Origin of the sequence: Nonomuraea sp. NPDC001636 (assembly GCF_040298265.1) — a bacterium.
GTDB lineage: Bacteria > Actinomycetota > Actinomycetes > Streptosporangiales > Streptosporangiaceae > Nonomuraea.
Genome location: NZ_JBEOZT010000015.1, coordinates 180,095 through 196,533, shown reverse-complemented (window position 1 = coordinate 196,533; position 16,439 = coordinate 180,095). Strand labels below are relative to the sequence as shown.

Here is a 16,439-nt window from a genome sequence, read left to right as displayed (position 1 = left end):
TATCGGCACTACCATTGTGCGGGTGGACGAAGTCAAGCCGGTGTCGGTGGCGGGGACGATGGCCTTCAGGATCGGGACGCTCGGGGCGATCCTGACCGAGCGGTTCACGGCCGCGCTCGTCCCGCTCGATCTCAAGCCCAAGCACGTCGGGCTGATGACCCTGCTGGAGGCGCGCGGCGCGGCCTCGCAGCTCGACGTCGCCAAGGCCATGGGCGTCGCGCCGAGCCTGGTGGTGACGCTGGCCGACCACCTCGAACGGCTCGGCGCGATCTCCCGGGTGCGCGACCCCGGCGACCGGCGGCGTCAGCTCCTCGACCTCACCGCCGAGGGGCGCGCGCTGCTCGGCCGGTGCCTGGAGGTGACGCTGGAGCTCGACGCCGAGCTGACCGGCGGGCTCGGCCCGCGGGACCGGGCCGTGCTCGCCAGGGTCCTCAGCACGCTGGCCGCCCAGGCGGGGCTGCCGGTCTAGGCGTCGCGGGCGGTCTCCCGGGCGGTCTCCTCGGCGGTCTTTTCTGCCACGGCGGCGTGTCCCTGGCGGATGTCGGCCCAGGCCCGGTCCACGTGGCGGAGTTCGGTGGCGGGGCCGCCGACGGCCATGCGGAGCACGATCCGGCCGCCGATCGCGGTGTGCGTCAGGTAGAGGGAGCCGCCGGCGTTCAGGGTCTCCATCAGGCGCAGCGTGGCGGCGTCGGCGTCGGCGGGCGGCAGGCCGGGCCAGCGGGGGCGGAAGCAGACCAGGCCGAGCGGGTGCGGCTCGTGCAGTTCGAATGCGGGGTCGGCGGCGATCAGGGCAGCCAGGTGCTGGGCCAGGGAGACGCCCTTGCGGATGTGGGCGCGCAGGCCCTCGGCGCCGTACCAGCGGATCACCGACCACAGTTTCAGCGCTCGGAACCGGCGGCCCAGCGGGATCTGCCAGTCGCGGTAGTCGACCACCGAGCCGGCCGTGGTCGCGGCGTTGCGCAGGTACTCCGGCAGGATCGACAGCGCGCCGAGCAAGGGGGCGCGGTCGGCCGTCCACAGGACGGTGCAGTCGAAGTTGGTCAGCAGCCATTTGTGCGGGTTGGTGGAGTAGGTGTCGGCGTACTCCGCCACGCCGTCGTTGAGCCCGCGGAACTCGGGGCAGACGGCGGCGACCCCGGCGTAGGCGGCGTCCACGTGCAGCCAGACGTCGTGCTCGCGGCACACCTCGCCGATCTCCGGCACCGGGTCGACGGCGGCCGAGGAGGTGGTGCCGACGGTGGCGCAGACCATCGCGGGGACCGCGCCGGCGGCCTTGTCGGCCGCGATCAGCTCGCGCAGTCGTCCCGGGTCCATGGCCAGCGTACGGGGGTGCACGTCCACCACCCGCACGCCGTCGGAGCCGAGGCCGGCGACGCGGGCGGCCTTCTCCAGCGAGGAGTGCGTCTGCGACGAGACGTAGATCGTGTACCGCTCGGCGACGCCCGTGCGGGCGACCCGGCCGCCGCTCGCCCGGTGCAGGGCGGCCAGCAGCGCGACCAGGCAGGCGCTCGACGCCGAGTCCTGGATCACGCCGCCGCCGCGCGCGTCGGTCCTGAAGTGCGCGGGCAGGCCGAGCAGGCTCGCCAGCCAGTCCACCACCACGGTCTCCAGCTCGGTGCAGGCGGGGCTGGTGACCCACAACATGCCCTGCACGCCGAGGCCGCTGGAGAGCAGGTCGCCGAGGATGGCGGGGCCGCTGGCGTTGGAGGGGTAGTAGGCGAAGAAGGCGGGGTGCTGCCAGTGGGTGATGCCGGGCAGCAGGATGGTGTTCAGGTCGTCCAGGACGGCCTCGAACGGCTCGCCGTGCTCGGGCGGCTCGGCGGGCAACGCGCGGCGGACGTCCCCCGGCTCGGCCCGTGACATCACCGGACGGGACTCGATGCCCGCCATGTAGTCCGCGATCCAGTCGACGACCTGCCTGCCGTGGCGGCGGAACTCCTCGGGGGTCATATGGGCGTTCATGCCTACAGATCATCATCCGGGCGGCGTCCGGGGAAGACGGGAACGGGCCGGAGGCCGCGCGCCTCCGGCCCGTCGTTCCGGCGGGGGTCAGCGCCCGCTGAGTGTCTTGCGCCAGTGGAAGCCGCCGGGCAGGTTGACCGACAGCGTACGGCGGCCGTCGGCGGTACGCGTCACCCTGAACAGCCGGTTGCCCCAGCTGTGTCCAACGCCGCCGCGGGACAGGTTCAGCCGGACCGGGCCCAGCTTGATCGTCTTGCGGTAGCTCCAGCTCATCGGACTCCTCCGTTGAGGTCGGTGAGAGCCGGTCAACTACCCGGAAAGGCCGAAATTATCGGGGTTTTCGGCGCTGGAGGCGCTTCCCTCGGCCGACGCCCAGGTCAGAGCGTCGGCCAGGGCGTCCAGGGCGGCGGGGAAGGCGCGTTCGGAGGGGGCGGCGTACCCGATCAGCAGGCCGCCGGGGCCGGGTGTCTGGCGCAGCGGGCTCAGGCCGCGCAGCGCGATGCCGCGCCGTTCACAGGCCGCCAGCACGGCGGACTCGGCCGGCCCGGACGGCGGGAGCAGCAGCAGGGCGCGCAGCCCGGCGGCCACGCCGGGCAGGCGCGCCCCGGGCAGCGGGGCGTCCGGTCCCGGGCCGAGCCGCGACAGCAGCAGGTCGCGGCGGCGGCGGTAGCGCAGGCGCGCGGCGCGGACGTGCCGGTCGTAGTCGTGGTCGTCGATCAGCCGGGCCAGGACGAGCTGGCCCAGCACCCCGGTGTGGAGGTCGGCGTGCAGCTTGGCCTCGGCGACCGGGCCCACCAGGGCGGGCGGGAGCGCCATCCAGCCCAGGCGCAGCGCCGGGGAGAGCGACTCGGAGGTGGTGCCGCAGTAGACGACCTGGTCGGGGGCCGTGCCCTGGAGGGCGCCCACGGGACGGCGGTCGTAGCGGAACTCGCCGTCGTAGTCGTCCTCGATGACCGGGCCGCCCCACTCGCGCAGCAGGCGGCGGCGGGCCGGGGCCAGCGGGACGCCGGTCGGGTACTGGTGCGCCGGGGTCAGCACGGCGGCGGCCACCCCGGACGTGAGGTCGCCGGTATGGGCGCCCTGCCCGTCCACCGGGAGGGGGACGATCGTGCGGCCGGCGCGGCGCAGGACCTCGCGGTAGAAGTCGTGACCCGGGTCCTCCATGGCGATCGGGCCCGCGCCGAGCACGCCCGCCAGCAGGTTGAGCGACTGGACGAAGCCCGTGGTGACGACGATCCGGTCGGGGGTGGTGCGCACGCCGCGGGTCCTGCCGAGGTAGCCGGCCAGGGCGGTGCGCAGTTCGATCCGGCCGCGGGGGTCGCAGGGGCCGAAGACGTCGGCGGGGGCCGCGGCGAGCACGTGGCGGGTGGCCCGCAGCCAGGCGCGTGCGGGGAAGGCCGACACGTCCGGCTGGCCGGGACGAAGGTCGTGCACCGGCTGGGCCGGCCCGGCGACGGAAGGAGAGCGGATCGGCGCGGGGGCGGGTGGAAGGGCGTCGGCGACCTCGGTGCCCGAACCCGGGCGGGTGGTGAGGTAGCCCTCCTCGGCGAGCTGGTCGTAGGCGGCGCTCACCGTGCCGCGGGCCAGGCCCAGCCCGGCCGCGAGCGCCCTGGTCGAGGGCAGGCGGGTGCCGGGCGGCAGCCGCCCGTCGCGGACGGCGGCGCGCAGCGCGTCCTCGACGGCCCGCCGCCATCCGAGTGCGGGATCGAGCTCCAGATGCAGGTCAACTCCGGAACTGGCCCAATATTTCGCCACAAAACCGGATCTTACGGGTGGGCCGGTGGGCGGTTACCGTCGAGGGCGTACCTCGAAAGGAAGTTCTGCCCATGCTCGTGATCGCCCATCTCAGCGACATCCACCTCGGCGGCTCGGACCGGTCCGTCGAGCGCGCCGACGCCGTCATGCGCTGTCTGGACGCCCTCCCGTACGACCTCGACGCGGTGCTCGTCACCGGCGACATCGCCGACCACGGTCTGCCCGAGGAGTACGAGCAGGCGCGCAAGCTGCTGACCTCGCGCCACCCGGTCCTCGTGTGCCCCGGCAACCACGACGTCCGGGAGGAGTTCCGGCGGGTGCTGCTCGCCGAGCCGGCCGCCTCCGGGCCGGTCAACCGGGTCCACCGCACCGGCGGGGCCGTCTACGTGTTGTGCGACTCCTCCGTCCCCGGCCGGCCCGAGGGCCACCTGGACGACGAGACGCTGACCTGGCTCGACGGCGTGCTCGGCGCGGAACGCGGCCTGCCGGTGTTCGTGGCCTTCCACCACCCGCCCGTGACGCTGCACTCGCCGGTCGACACGATCATGCTCCGGACCCCGGAACGCCTCGCCGGCCTGCTGGCCGGGCACCCGCACGTGACGGCCGTGCTGGTCGGCCACGCCCACACCGCGGCGGCCACCACCTTCGCCGGCCGCCCGCTGCTCGCCGCCCCCGGCGTGGTGTCCACGCTGCGGCTGCCGTGGGAGGGCGCGACCACGCTGGCCGGCTGCGCCGACTACGAACTCCCGCCGGGGCTCGTCTTCCACGTGCTGGACGACGACGGCCGGATCACCACCCACCACCGCGTCGTACCGGTCTGAGGACGGACGGCGGCGGGCCGGGAGGCCACCGGCTTCCCGGCGCCGGGACGGTTCGCTCCATGGGGGGCTCCTCGAACGAGGGGACTGTTAGCGCTACCAGTCGAAGTGACCGCTAACAAAGGTGATCGGCGTCACGTTAGGGAGGGAATGCCCCTGGAGTCAAGGGGTGTCCGGCGTGACGTGACCGTGATGCGGAGGGCCCTTGACGGATGTGCTTGTTAACGTTCACAGTCGTGGCCAAGCCAGGAAAGGAGCGGTCGCGGGATCGGTCCGGGGTCGTCTCCCCTCGGTCGCGGCCGAGGAGGCGAGGTGGCGGCCCGCCTCCTGGCACCCCGCGGTCGCCGGTACGCGAGACGGGCACGGCCCGACGGGACCGCGCAGGCCCCCGAGGCAGGAAGGCGCCGGCAGCCGGCTTCGGTTGTTAGCGCTCACATGAGAAGGGAACCCCCCACGTGTTCAAGAGGATCTCGGCGCTGGTGCTCGCCGGGCTCACCGCGATGTCGGTGGCGAGCTGCGGCGGAGGCAGTGGCGGCAGCGGCGGCAGCGGCGACGGCTCGATCACCATGGGCTTCGCCCAGGTCGGCGCGGAGAGCGGCTGGCGCACCGCGAACACCAAGTCCGTGCAGGACTCGGCCAAGAACGCGGGCGTGACGCTCAAGTTCTCCGACGCCCAGCAGAAGCAGGAGAACCAGATCAAGGCCATCCGCTCCTACATCCAGCAGAAGGTGGACGTCATCGCCTTCTCGCCGGTGGTGGAGTCCGGCTGGGACACGGTGCTCAAGGAGGCCAAGGACGCGAAGATCCCGGTCATCCTGACCGACCGCGCCGTCGACTCCAAGGACACCTCCCTGTACAAGACCTTCCTCGGCTCCGATTTCGTCGAGGAGGGCAAGAAGGCCGGTCAGTGGCTGGTGCAGGAGTACAAGGACGCCAAGGACCCGGTGAACATCGTCGAGCTCCAGGGCACCACCGGCTCGGCCCCCGCCAACGACCGCAAGGCCGGGTTCGCCCAGGTAATCGGCGCCGACCCGAAGTTCAAGGTGATCGCCTCGCAGACCGGCGACTTCACCAGGGCCAAGGGCAAGGAGGTCATGGAGGCCTTCCTGAAGTCCAACCCGGACATCGACGTGCTCTACGCCCACAACGACGACATGGGCCTGGGCGCGATCGAGGCCATCGAGGGCGCGGGCAAGGTGCCCGGCAAGGACATCAAGATCATCACGGTCGACGCCGTCAAGGACGGCATGCAGGCCCTGGCCGACGGCAAGATCAACTACATCGTCGAGTGCTCGCCGCTGCTCGGCCCGCAGCTCATGGACCTGGCCAAGAAGGTCGTCAAGGGCGAGCAGGTGCCGGCCCGCGTGGTGACCGAGGAGACCACGTTCACGCAGGAGCAGGCCAAGCAGGTCCTGTCCAGCCGTCAGTACTGATCGCGCGGGCCGGGCCCGGTGGCCCGGCCCCTTCAGGCGGAAGGGGAGGCGCATGGCCGCACCCGTGCCGGTCCTGACGATGAACGGGATCGGCAAACAGTTTCCCGGGGTCAAGGCCCTGGACGGCGTGGACCTGCGGCTGCTGCCCGGCGAGGTGCACGCGCTCATGGGCGAGAACGGCGCCGGCAAGTCCACCCTGATCAAGGTGCTCACCGGCGTGCATCCCGCCGACTCGGGCACGATCGAGCTGGGCGGACGCCCCGTCGCCTTCGCCGGCCCGGCCGAGGCGCAGCGGGGCGGCATCAGCACGGTCTACCAGGAGGTCAACCTCTGCGCGAACCTGTCGGTGGCCGAGAACATCTTCATCGGCCGCGAGCCGCGCAGGTTCGGGCGCATCGACTGGAAACGCGTGCGGGCCAGGGCCGGCGAGCTGCTGAGCGGGCTGGACCTGAGCATCGACGTCTCGGCGCCGCTGTCGGCGTACTCGCCGGCGGTGCAGCAGATGGTGGCCATCGCGCGGGCGGTCGACATCGAGGCCCGGGTGCTGATCCTGGACGAGCCCACCTCCAGCCTGGACGCCGACGAGGTGCGGCAGCTCTTCCGGGTGATGCGGCGGCTCAAGGAGGAGGGCATCGCCATCCTCTTCGTCTCCCACTTTCTCGACCAGATCTACGAAATTTCGGACCGTATGACGATCCTGCGCAACGGACGGCTCGTCGGCGAGTACCTCACCCGCGAGCTGCCCCAGCTCGACCTGGTCGCCAAGATGATCGGCCAGGAGCTGGCCGCGCTCGACCGCCTGCACGGCGAGGCCAGGGTCTTCGACCGCCCGCTGGTCGAGGCGCGCGGGCTGGGCCGGGCCGGGGCCGTCGAGCCGTTCTCGGTCACCATCCACGAGGGCGAGGTCGTGGGGCTGGCCGGGCTGCTCGGCTCGGGGCGTACCGAGGTCGCGCGGCTGCTGTTCGGCGCCGACCACGCGAGCGGCGGCGAGCTGTCGGTCGGCGGCGCGCCCGCCGCGCTGCGCACCCCGCGCGCGGCGATGAACCACAAGATCGCCTTCTGCTCGGAGAACCGCAAGGAGGACGGCCTGATCCCCGACCTCACCGTGCGCGAGAACATCATCCTGGCGCTCCAGGCCACCCGGGGCTGGACCAGGCCGGTGCCGCGCGAACAGCAGGACGAGCTGGTCGCCCGGTACGTCAAGGCCCTGCGGATCAGCCCGCCCAACCCCGAGCACCTGGTGCGGAACCTGAGCGGCGGCAACCAGCAGAAGGTGCTGCTGGCGCGCTGGCTCATCCTGGAGCCCCGGCTGCTCATCCTCGACGAGCCCACGCGCGGCATCGACGTCGGCGCCAAGACCGAGATCCAGCGCCTGGTCGCCGAGCTGTCCGACGGCGGCATGGCGGTGTTGTTCATCTCCGCCGAGCTGGAGGAGGTGCTGCGGCTCAGCCACAAGGTCGAGGTGCTGCGCGACCGGCGGCTGGTGGCCGAGCTGCCCAACGACGAAGCCCTCACCACGGACGTGCTGATGGAGACGATCGCGAGCGGAGGGCGGCCCTGATGCGGCGGCTGTTGTGGCCCGTGGCGGTGCTCGCGCTGCTGCTGGCCCTGAACGTGTTCTTCACCCCCAGCTTCCTGTCCGTCCAGGTCAGGGACGGGCACCTGTACGGGAGCCTGATCGACATCCTGCGCTTCGGCGCGCCGCTGATCCTGGTCTCGCTGGGCATGACGCTGGTCATCGCGACCGGCGGCATCGACCTGTCGGTGGGCTCGGTGGTGGCGATCTCGGGCGCGCTGGCCTGCCTGCGGATCAGCGAGGACGCCGGCGTGCTCGCCGCCGTGGCGCTCGCGCTCGGGCTGTGCCTGCTGCTCGGCGCGTGGAACGGGTTCCTGGTCGCGCAGGCCGGCATCCAGCCGATCATCGCCACGCTGATCCTCATGGTGGCCGGGCGCGGCCTGGCCCAGCTCATCACCGACGGGCAGATCATCACGGTCAACAGCCCGTCGTACAAGCTGATCGGCGGCGGGTATCTGCTGGGGGTGCCGTTCGGGGTGCTGCTGGTGCCGGTGGTGCTGGCGGTCACCGTGTTCCTGACCCGGCGGCTGGCGCTGGGCCTGCTGATCGAGTCGGTCGGCGGGAACGCCGAGGCCAGCCGGCTGGCGGGCATCAGGTCGCGCGGGATCGTCGTCATGGTCTACGCCTTCGCCGCCCTGTGCGCGGGCATCGCCGGGATCCTGATCAGCTCGAACGTCTCCAGCGCCGACGGCAACAACGCCGGCCTGTGGATCGAGCTGGACGCGATCCTGGCCGTGGTGATCGGCGGCACCTCGTTGTCGGGCGGCCGGTTCTCGCTGGGCGGGACCGTGGCCGGCGCGCTCGTCATCCAGACGCTCACCACGACGATCTACTCCATCGGCGTGCCGCCCGAGACGACCCTGCTGTTCAAGGCGCTGGTCGTGACGGCGGTCTGTCTCGTGCAGTCGCCGTCGTTCCGCGCGAAGGCGCTGCGCCGGCGCGGCGGCAGCGCGCCGCCCAGCCCGGCCCCCGAGGAGAAAGTGCGGGTGACCCTGTGACGACCATGACCGTGGGCCGGGTCGCGTTGCCGGCCCGCCACCTGCCCGTGCTGGTGACGGCGTGCCTGTTCGTGGCGATGTTCGTCGTCGGCGGCCTCCGGTACGAGGGGTTCGCCAGCGGGCAGGTGGTGCTCAACGTCTTCATCGACAACGCGTTCCTGCTGGTGGTGGCGGTGGGGATGACGTTCGTGATCCTGGCCGGGGGCATCGACCTGTCGGTGGGGTCGGTGGTGGCGCTGTCCACGATGATCTCGGCGTCGCTGATGTCGGGGCCGGGGTGGCCGCCGTACGTGGTGGTGCCGGTGGTGCTGGCCGTCGGGTCCGGGCTCGGGCTGGTGATGGGGTACATCGTGCACGCCTTCGACATCCAGCCGTTCATCGTGACGCTGGCCGGGATGTTCCTGGCCCGGGGGCTGTGCTACACGATCGGCACGGACTCGATCCCGATCGAGGACCCGACGTTCACGGCGTTCGCGCAGACCAGGATCGACCTATTCGCCGGTCTGTGGATCTCGCCGAGCGTGCTCATCGCGGTGGGGGTCGTGCTGGTGGCGGCGTACGTGCTGCACTACACCCGGCTCGGCCGGGCCGTGTACGCGACGGGCGGCAGCGAGCAGTCGGCGCTGCTCATGGGCCTGCCGGTGGGCCGGACGAAGATCACGGTCTACGCGGTGAGCGGCTTCTGCTCGGCGCTCGGCGGCGTGCTGCTGTCGTTCTACATGCTCTCGGGCTACGGCCTGCACGCCGTGGGCATGGAGCTGGACGCCATCGCCGCCGTGGTGATCGGCGGCACGCTGCTCACGGGCGGCAGCGGCTTCCTGCTCGGCACGGTGCTCGGCGTGCTGGTGCTCGGCCTGATCCAGACGATCATCAGCTTCGAGGGCACGCTCAGCTCCTGGTGGACCAAGATCTTCATCGGCCTGCTGCTGTTCGTCTTCATCGTGCTGCAGCGGGTCTTCAGCGCGCGCCCAAGGCGCTGACCTGCGAGGAGACTGCTGCGAAAGTTACCTAAAGGTTTCCGTCAGGTTATCCTCAACCGTTGACATCGTCTTTGTTAGCGATAACAATCGGCGGGAACGAAGCGAGAACTTTGTTCTGATTCGGCACGTTCTGTGACTGAGTCCTCTGCAAGATCGGCAGTTAACGCTCACATTCCGCTGCCGCAACCCCCATTGCAAGGAGTGCCACATGAGGTTGGGACGTATCGGGGGCGTGGTGTCCGCCATCGCGCTCGCCGCGACCATGACGGCCTGCGGCTCCAGCCAGAAGACGGTCGACGCCGACGCCTCCACGTCGGCCGCCGCCGGCGGCGCGGGCGCCCTGATCGGCGTCACGATGCCCACCAAGTCGTCCGAGCGGTGGATCCACGACGGCGACAACGTCAAGCAGCAGCTCGAACAGCTGGGCTACAAGGTCGACCTCCAGTACGCGGAGAACGACATCCCGACGCAGGCCAACCAGATCGAGAACCAGATCACCAAGGGCGCCAAGCTCCTGATCATCGCCTCGATCGACGGCACCGCGATCACCTCGCAGCTCCAGCAGGCCGCCGACGCCAAGATCCCGGTCATCTCCTACGACCGCCTGATCCGCAACAGCCCCAACGTCGACTACTACGCCACCTTCGACAACTTCAAGGTCGGCGTGCAGCAGGCGACCTCGCTGCTCAAGGGCCTCGGCGTGGACGACGGCAAGAAGGGCCCGTTCAACGTCGAGCTGTTCGGCGGCTCGCCCGACGACAACAACGCCACGTTCTTCTGGAACGGCGCCATGTCGGTGCTCCAGCCGAAGATCGACGACGGCACCCTGCTGGTCAAGAGCGGCCAGAAGGACTTCAAGACCGCCGCCATCCTGCGCTGGGACCCGGCCACGGCCCAGAAGCGCATGGAGGACATCCTCACCAAGACCTACACCGGCGGCACCAAGGTGGACGGCGTGCTGTCCCCGTACGACGGCCTGTCCATCGGCATCCTGTCGGCGCTCAAGAGCTCCGGCTACGGCACCAGCGGCCAGCCCTACCCCGTCGTGACCGGCCAGGACGCCGAGCTCGCCTCGGTCAAGTCGATCATCGCCGGCGAGCAGTACTCCACCATCTTCAAGGACACCCGCAAGCTCGCCGAGCAGACGGTGAAGATGGCCGACGCGGTCCTCAAGGGCGGCAAGCCCGAGGTGAACAACACCAAGGACTACGACAACGGCAACAAGGTCGTCCCCTCCTACCTGCTCGACCCGGTGATCGTGGACAAGAGCAACTACAAGGAGATCATCGTCGGCGGCAACTACTACACCGAGGACCAGCTCAAGTAAGGGCCCGCCCCGGGGGACCGCGGTCCCCCGGGGGCACTTCCCACACCTGAGCGAGGGGCATATGACCGAGCACATCTTGCGGATGAGCGGGATCACCAAGACGTTCCCCGGTGTCAAGGCGCTGCAGGACGTCAACCTGGCCGTCCGGCGCGGCGAGATCCACGCCATCTGCGGCGAGAACGGCGCCGGCAAGTCGACGCTGATGAAGGTGCTGTCCGGGGTCTACCCGCACGGCGACTACGAGGGCGAGATCACCTTCGAGGGCGCGCGCTGCGAGTTCGCCGGCATCCGCGACAGCGAGCACGCCGGGATCGTCATCATCCACCAGGAGCTGGCGCTCAGCCCGCAGCTGTCGATCGCGGAGAACATCTTCCTCGGCAACGAGCGCGCCCGGCGCGGCTTCATCGACTGGAACCGCACCAACTACGAGGCCGCCGAGCTGATGCGCCGCGTCGGCCTCCAGGAGAACCCCACCACCACGGTCTCCGACCTCGGCGTCGGCAAGCAGCAGCTCGTCGAGATCGCCAAGGCGCTGTCGAAGGAGGTGAAGCTGCTCATCCTCGACGAGCCGACCGCCGCGCTCAACGACGACGACTCGGCCCACCTGCTCGACCTGCTGCGCGGCCTGCGGGACGAGGGCATCACCTGCGTGATCATCTCGCACAAGCTCAACGAGGTGACCGCGATCGCCGACTCCGTCACGATCATCCGCGACGGCCGCACGATCGAGACCCTGGACATGGCCACCGACCACGTCACCGAGGACCGGATCATCTCCGGCATGGTCGGCCGCGCGCTGGACAACCGCTTCCCGCCGCACGAGTCGACGATCGGCGAGGAGGTCCTGCGGATCGAGGACTGGACGGTGCACAGCCCGAGCCAGCCCGGCCGCAAGGTCGTGGACGGCGCCTCACTCACCCTGCGCAGGGGCGAGATCGTCGGCCTGGCCGGCCTGATGGGCGCCGGGCGCACCGAGCTGGCGATGAGCCTGTTCGGCCGCACGTACGGCGTGCACATCTCCGGCAGGGTCTTCAAGGACGGCGAGCCGATCGAGATCCGCAACGTGCAGGACGCGATCCGCCACGGCCTGGCCTACGCTACCGAGGACCGCAAGCGGTACGGCCTCAACCTCATCGAGGACATCAAGCGCAACATCAGCGCCGCTGGGCTCAAGGGCCTGGCCCGGCGCGGCTGGGTGAACGAGAACGAGGAGTACAAGGTCGCCGAGGAGTTCCACCGGAGCATGAACATCAAGGCGCCCAGCGTCAACAGCGTCGTCGGCAAGCTGAGCGGCGGCAACCAGCAGAAGGTCGTGCTCTCCAAGTGGATCCTGACGCAGCCTGACGTGCTCATCCTCGACGAGCCCACCCGCGGCATCGACGTCGGCGCCAAGTACGAGATCTACACGATCATCAACCGCCTCGCCGACCAGGGCAAGGCCGTGCTGGTGATCTCCAGTGAGTTGCCTGAGCTGCTCGGCCTGTGCGACCGCATCTACACGCTCTCCGAAGGTCGCGTCACCGGCGAGGTCCCCCGCCGGGAGGCCACCCAGGAAAGCCTCATGCATCTCATGACCAAGGGACAGGAGTAGCTCCGATGAGCAGCATCACGCCCGCCGACGTGCAGGTCGGCGCGGGAGGCGACGGGGGAGCGCCGCGGCGGCCCGGCCGGGTGTCGCTGGGCGGCCTGTCGCTGAACCTGCGTTCGAGCGGCATCTACATCGCCTTCGCGCTGATCATCGTGCTGTTCTCGATGCTCACCGACGGCGCGTTGCTCCAGCCGCAGAACATCTCCAACATCATCGTCCAGAACTCCTACGTCCTGATCCTGGCGATCGGGATGATCCTGGTCATCATCGCCGGGCACATCGACCTGTCGGTCGGCTCGGTGGTGGCGGTCACCGGGGCGCTGGCCGCCGTGCTCATGGTGAACATGGGCCTGCCGTGGCCGCTGGCCCTGCTGATCACGGTCGCCGCCGGCGCGCTGATCGGGGCCTGGCAGGGGTACTGGATCGCCTACTTCGGCATCCCGGCCTTCATCGTCACGCTGGCCGGCATGCTGCTGTTCCGCGCGCTCACCATGACCGTGCTCGGCAACCAGGGCATCGGCCCGTTCCCCGACCAGGTCCGTACGCTGGCCAACGGCTTCACCGACGGCTACCTCGGCAACGTGGGCCTCGGCCCGCTGGGCGGCGCCGACCTGTTCAGCCTGCTCATCGGCCTGGTCGCGATCGGCGGCATGGTCGCCGCGCAGTGGCGCACCCGCAACGCCCGCAGGGGCTACGGCCAGTCGGTCGAGCCGATGGCCGTGTTCGCGCTGAAGATGGCGGCCGGCGCCGCGCTGATCCTGTTCCTGGTCGTGCAGCTCGCCCGCTTCAAGAACCTGCCGTGGGTGCTGGTGCTGCTGGCCGCGCTGGTGCTGGCGTACTCGCTGATGGCCAACCGCACGGTCTTCGGCCGGCAGATCTACGCCATCGGCGGCAACCTCCAGGCGGCGGTCATGTCCGGCGTCAAGGTCAAGTCGGTGGTCTTCTGGATCTTCGTCAACATGGGCGTGCTGGCCTCCGTCGCCGGCATCATCTTCGCCGGCCGGCTCAACCAGGCCGGCCCGACCGCGGGCAACAGCTTCGAGCTGGACGCCATCGCGGCCGCCTTCATCGGCGGCGCGGCCGTCCAGGGCGGCGTGGGCAAGGTCGTCGGCGCGATCACCGGCGGTCTGATCATGGCTGTCATCAACAACGGCATGTCGCTCATCGGCTCGCCCAGTGAGCGCGTGATGCTCGTCAAGGGCGCCGTGCTGCTGGCCGCCGTCGCGTTCGACGTGTGGACCAAGCGGCGCGCCGGCGCCTCCCGCTGACCACCGCAGGCCCGGCAAGCCCCGCGAAAGGAGAACCCGTGGTACCGAGCCCCAGGCCGCGTCCGCCGGTCATGGCCGACGTGGCCAAGGAGGCCGGCGTGTCGCACCAGACGGTCTCACGGGTGCTCAACGACCACCCGAACGTCCGGGCCGACACCCGCGCCCGGGTGGAGGAGGCGATCCTCCGGCTGGGCTACCGCCGCAACCTGGTCGCCCGCGCGCTGGTCACCAAACGCTCGCGCACCCTCGGGGTGGTGAGCTTCGACACCACCCTGTACGGCCCGGCCAGCATGGTCTACGGCATCGAGCAGGCGGCCAGGACCGCGGGGTACTTCGTCAGCATCGTGAGCCTGAAGTCGATCGACGCGGCCAGCGTCCGCGACGCGCTCGACTACCTGGCCGAGCAGAGCGTGGACGGGGTGGTGGTGGTCGCGCCGCAGCGCTCGGCCGCCTCCGCCCTGGAGAGCCTGCCGGCCGGGGTGCCCGCGGTCGTGGTCGAGGGCGCGCACGGCGCCGACGTCTCCGCGGTCTGCATCGACCAGGTCGAGGGCGCCAGGCTCGCCACCCAGCACCTGCTCGACCTGGGCCACGAGACGGTATGGCACGTCACGGGGCCGTCCGACTGGCTGGAGACCGAGGGGCGCGTCGAGGGCTGGCGCGCCACGCTGGAGGCGGCCGGCCGCCCGGTGCCCGAGCCGCTGCCCGGCGACTGGAGCCCGCGCGCCGGGTACGCGGCCGGCCGGCGCCTGGCCGGGATGGACGGGGTCACCGCGGTGTTCGCCGCCAACGACCAGATGGCGCTGGGCGTGCTGCGCGCGCTCAGCGAGGCCGGGGTGCCGGTCCCCGGGCGGATCAGCGTGGTGGGCTTCGACGACATCCCCGAGTCCGAGTTCTTCTCCCCACCGCTCACCACGGTCCGGCAGGACTTCGACGTGGTGGGCCGCCACTGCATCGAGGTGCTGCTGCGGCAGATCGACGCCGGGCCGGCGGCGTACGAGCGCATGGTGGTGCGTCCCAGCTTCGTCGTCAGGTCCAGCACCGCGCCGGCCCGATAGCCGGCAGGCGAACAGACAACTCTCTGGAGTGCAATGTGAACGCTAACAAGTTCGTGGTCGGAGTGGACTTCGGCACGCTGTCGGGGCGCGCGGTCGTCGTCCGCGTGTCCGACGGCGCGGAGCTGGGCAGCGCCGTCCACGAGTACGCCGAGCGCGTCATCGAGCACACGCTCCCCGGCACCGGCGTGCGGCTCGGCCCCGACTGGGCGCTGCAGTCGCCGCGCGACTGGCTGGACGTGCTGCGCGTGGCCGTGCCCGGGGCCCTGGCCGCCGCCGGGGTCGCCGCCGAGGACGTGATCGGCATCGGCACCGACTTCACCGCCTGCACCGTCCTGCCGACCACGGCCGACGGCACACCCCTGTGCTTCGAGACGCCCGAGCAGCCGCACGCCTGGCCGAAGCTGTGGAAGCACCACGCCGCCCAGCCGCACGCCGACCGCATCAACGAGCTGGCCGCGCGGCGCGGCGAGAGCTGGCTGCCGCGCTACGGCGGCAAGATCTCCTCGGAGTGGGAGTTCGCCAAGGCCCTGCAGGTCCTGGAGGAGGCCCCCGAGGTGTACGCCAGGGCCGAGCGCTGGATCGAGGCGGCCGACTGGATCGTCTGGCAGCTGTCCGGCGTCGAGAGCCGCAACATCTGCACCGCCGGCTACAAGGGCGTCTTCCAGGACGGGAGCTACCCCTCCGAGGACTTCCTCACCGCGCTGAACCCTGCCTTCGCCGGCTTCGCCGGCAAACTGGCCACCGGCGTGGTCGGCGACGACGTCGGCGGCGTCACCCTGGCCCCCCTCGGCGGCCTGGCCGGCGTCCTGACGGCGCGGGCGGCCGGATGGACCGGCCTGCCCGAGGGCATCGCCGTGGCCGTCGGCAACGTGGACGCCCACGTCACCGCCGCCGCCGCGGACGCCGTGCGCCCCGGCCAGATGGTGGCCATCATGGGCACCTCCACCTGCCACATCATGCCCAGCGACCGGCTGGCCGAGGTGCCCGGGATGTGCGGTGTCGTCCGGGACGGCATCGTGCCCGGCCTGTGGGGCTACGAGGCCGGCCAGTCCGCCGTCGGCGACATCTTCGCCTGGTACGTCGACACCTTCGGCACCGAGGGCCACGAGCGCCTGACCGAGCTGGCCGAGCGCCAGGCCGTCGGCGCGCACGGGCTGGTCGCGCTCGACTGGTTCGGCGGCAACCGCTCGGTGCTCGTGGACCACGACCTGTCCGGCGTGATCGTCGGCCAGACCCTGGCCACCAGGCCCGAGGACGTCTACCGCGCGCTCATCGAGTCCACCGCGTACGGCGCCCGCATGATCGTCGAGACGTTCGAGAAGTCCGGCGTGCCCGTCGAGGAGTTCGTGGTCGCCGGCGGGCTGCTGAAGAACCGCTTCCTCATGCAGGTCTACGCCGACGTGCTGCGCCGCCCGCTGTCGGTCATCGGCTCCGACCAGGGCCCGGCGCTCGGCTCGGCCGTGCACGCCGCCGTCGCCGCCGGGGCCTACCCGGGCATCGAGGAGGCCGCCGCGGCGATGGGCAAGCGCACGCCGGCGGCGTACGTGCCGGACGAGGCCCGCGCCGACGCCTACGACCGCCTGTACGCCCAGTACCGCGACCTGCACGACCACTTCGGGGACGGGCGCATGCTGCACACCCTCCGCGCGATCAGGAACGAGGCCGCCAAGTGAACCACG

The 16,439-nt window shown here is 71.1% G+C and carries 14 protein-coding genes; 11 read left to right on the top strand and 3 right to left on the bottom strand.

Annotated elements, in window-relative coordinates; genetic code table 11:
- Positions 1–22: 22 nt before the first annotated feature.
- Positions 23–469 carry a MarR family winged helix-turn-helix transcriptional regulator gene (locus tag ABT158_RS27105; protein WP_352357944.1) on the top strand — a complete coding sequence of 149 codons (447 nt, stop codon included), beginning with the start codon at positions 23–25 and terminating at the stop codon, positions 467–469.
- Here ABT158_RS27105 and ABT158_RS27100 read toward each other — a convergent pair.
- From ABT158_RS27100 to pdxR, 3 genes are all read right to left on the bottom strand, one after another.
- Positions 466–1,962, bottom strand: coding sequence for a pyridoxal-dependent decarboxylase (locus tag ABT158_RS27100; protein ID WP_352357942.1), 1,497 nt, complete (start codon positions 1,960–1,962; stop codon positions 466–468). The genes ABT158_RS27105 and ABT158_RS27100 overlap by 4 nt on opposite strands.
- A gap of 87 nt (positions 1,963–2,049) precedes the next feature.
- Positions 2,050–2,235 carry a DUF4236 domain-containing protein gene (locus ABT158_RS27095; RefSeq protein ID WP_352326433.1) on the bottom strand — a complete coding sequence of 62 codons (186 nt, stop codon included), beginning with the start codon at positions 2,233–2,235 and terminating at the stop codon, positions 2,050–2,052.
- A 36-nt stretch (positions 2,236–2,271) separates the two neighbouring features.
- Entirely contained in the window at positions 2,272–3,717 is a 1,446-nt protein-coding gene (pdxR, locus tag ABT158_RS27090) for a MocR-like pyridoxine biosynthesis transcription factor PdxR (RefSeq protein WP_352357940.1), read from the bottom strand.
- A gap of 71 nt (positions 3,718–3,788) precedes the next feature.
- On the opposite strand from pdxR, the gene ABT158_RS27085 reads away from it, so the two are divergent.
- The 10 genes from ABT158_RS27085 (at position 3,789) to araB (ending at position 16,433) form a co-directional block, all read left to right on the top strand.
- Entirely contained in the window at positions 3,789–4,538 is a 750-nt protein-coding gene (locus ABT158_RS27085; RefSeq protein ID WP_352357938.1) for a metallophosphoesterase, read from the top strand.
- Between the two features lie 452 nt (positions 4,539–4,990).
- Positions 4,991–5,968 (top strand): ABC transporter substrate-binding protein, encoded by a 978-nt coding sequence (locus ABT158_RS27080; protein WP_352357936.1) that lies wholly within the window; start codon positions 4,991–4,993, stop codon positions 5,966–5,968.
- A gap of 52 nt (positions 5,969–6,020) precedes the next feature.
- The gene (locus ABT158_RS27075; RefSeq protein ID WP_352357934.1) at positions 6,021–7,529 is read left to right on the top strand and encodes a sugar ABC transporter ATP-binding protein; all 1,509 of its coding nucleotides are present in this window, start codon (positions 6,021–6,023) and stop codon (positions 7,527–7,529) included.
- Complete coding sequence (locus ABT158_RS27070; RefSeq protein ID WP_352357932.1) at positions 7,529–8,542, top strand: ABC transporter permease; 1,014 nt, start codon at positions 7,529–7,531, stop codon at positions 8,540–8,542. Before ABT158_RS27075 ends, ABT158_RS27070 begins: the two co-directional genes overlap by 1 nt.
- A 5-nt stretch (positions 8,543–8,547) precedes the next feature.
- Positions 8,548–9,522 carry a galactofuranose ABC transporter, permease protein YjfF gene (gene yjfF, locus ABT158_RS27065; RefSeq protein ID WP_352358048.1) on the top strand — a complete coding sequence of 325 codons (975 nt, stop codon included), beginning with the start codon at positions 8,548–8,550 and terminating at the stop codon, positions 9,520–9,522.
- Between the two features lie 208 nt (positions 9,523–9,730).
- Entirely contained in the window at positions 9,731–10,849 is a 1,119-nt protein-coding gene (gene chvE / locus ABT158_RS27060) for a multiple monosaccharide ABC transporter substrate-binding protein (protein WP_352326442.1), read from the top strand.
- Positions 10,850–10,910: 61 nt separating this feature from the next.
- Positions 10,911–12,440: a multiple monosaccharide ABC transporter ATP-binding protein gene (gene mmsA, locus ABT158_RS27055; protein ID WP_352357930.1), complete on the top strand. Its 1,530-nt coding sequence runs from the start codon at positions 10,911–10,913 to the stop codon at positions 12,438–12,440.
- 5 nt (positions 12,441–12,445) lie between these two features.
- The gene (gene mmsB, locus ABT158_RS27050) at positions 12,446–13,705 is read left to right on the top strand and encodes a multiple monosaccharide ABC transporter permease (RefSeq protein ID WP_352357928.1); all 1,260 of its coding nucleotides are present in this window, start codon (positions 12,446–12,448) and stop codon (positions 13,703–13,705) included.
- A 71-nt stretch (positions 13,706–13,776) separates the two neighbouring features.
- Positions 13,777–14,760 carry a LacI family DNA-binding transcriptional regulator gene (locus tag ABT158_RS27045; RefSeq protein WP_352358046.1) on the top strand — a complete coding sequence of 328 codons (984 nt, stop codon included), beginning with the start codon at positions 13,777–13,779 and terminating at the stop codon, positions 14,758–14,760.
- A gap of 53 nt (positions 14,761–14,813) precedes the next feature.
- Complete coding sequence (araB, locus tag ABT158_RS27040) at positions 14,814–16,433, top strand: ribulokinase (RefSeq protein ID WP_352358044.1); 1,620 nt, start codon at positions 14,814–14,816, stop codon at positions 16,431–16,433.
- The last annotated feature ends 6 nt before the right edge of the window (positions 16,434–16,439 follow it).

Excerpts from the sequence above, each read along its gene's own strand:
- ABT158_RS27100 (WP_352357942.1), bottom strand. The coding sequence starts at position 1,962 with ATGAACGCCCATATGACCCCCGAGGAGTTCCGCCGCCACGGCAGGCAG.
- ABT158_RS27095 (WP_352326433.1), bottom strand. The coding sequence starts at position 2,235 with ATGAGCTGGAGCTACCGCAAGACGATCAAGCTGGGCCCGGTCCGGCTG.
- ABT158_RS27085 (WP_352357938.1), top strand. The coding sequence starts at position 3,789 with ATGCTCGTGATCGCCCATCTCAGCGACATCCACCTCGGCGGCTCGGAC.
- ABT158_RS27075 (WP_352357934.1), top strand. The coding sequence starts at position 6,021 with ATGGCCGCACCCGTGCCGGTCCTGACGATGAACGGGATCGGCAAACAG.
- ABT158_RS27070 (WP_352357932.1), top strand. The coding sequence starts at position 7,529 with ATGCGGCGGCTGTTGTGGCCCGTGGCGGTGCTCGCGCTGCTGCTGGCC.
- yjfF (WP_352358048.1), top strand. The coding sequence starts at position 8,548 with ATGACCGTGGGCCGGGTCGCGTTGCCGGCCCGCCACCTGCCCGTGCTG.
- chvE (WP_352326442.1), top strand. The coding sequence starts at position 9,731 with ATGAGGTTGGGACGTATCGGGGGCGTGGTGTCCGCCATCGCGCTCGCC.
- mmsA (WP_352357930.1), top strand. The coding sequence starts at position 10,911 with ATGACCGAGCACATCTTGCGGATGAGCGGGATCACCAAGACGTTCCCC.
- mmsB (WP_352357928.1), top strand. The coding sequence starts at position 12,446 with ATGAGCAGCATCACGCCCGCCGACGTGCAGGTCGGCGCGGGAGGCGAC.
- ABT158_RS27045 (WP_352358046.1), top strand. The coding sequence starts at position 13,777 with ATGGCCGACGTGGCCAAGGAGGCCGGCGTGTCGCACCAGACGGTCTCA.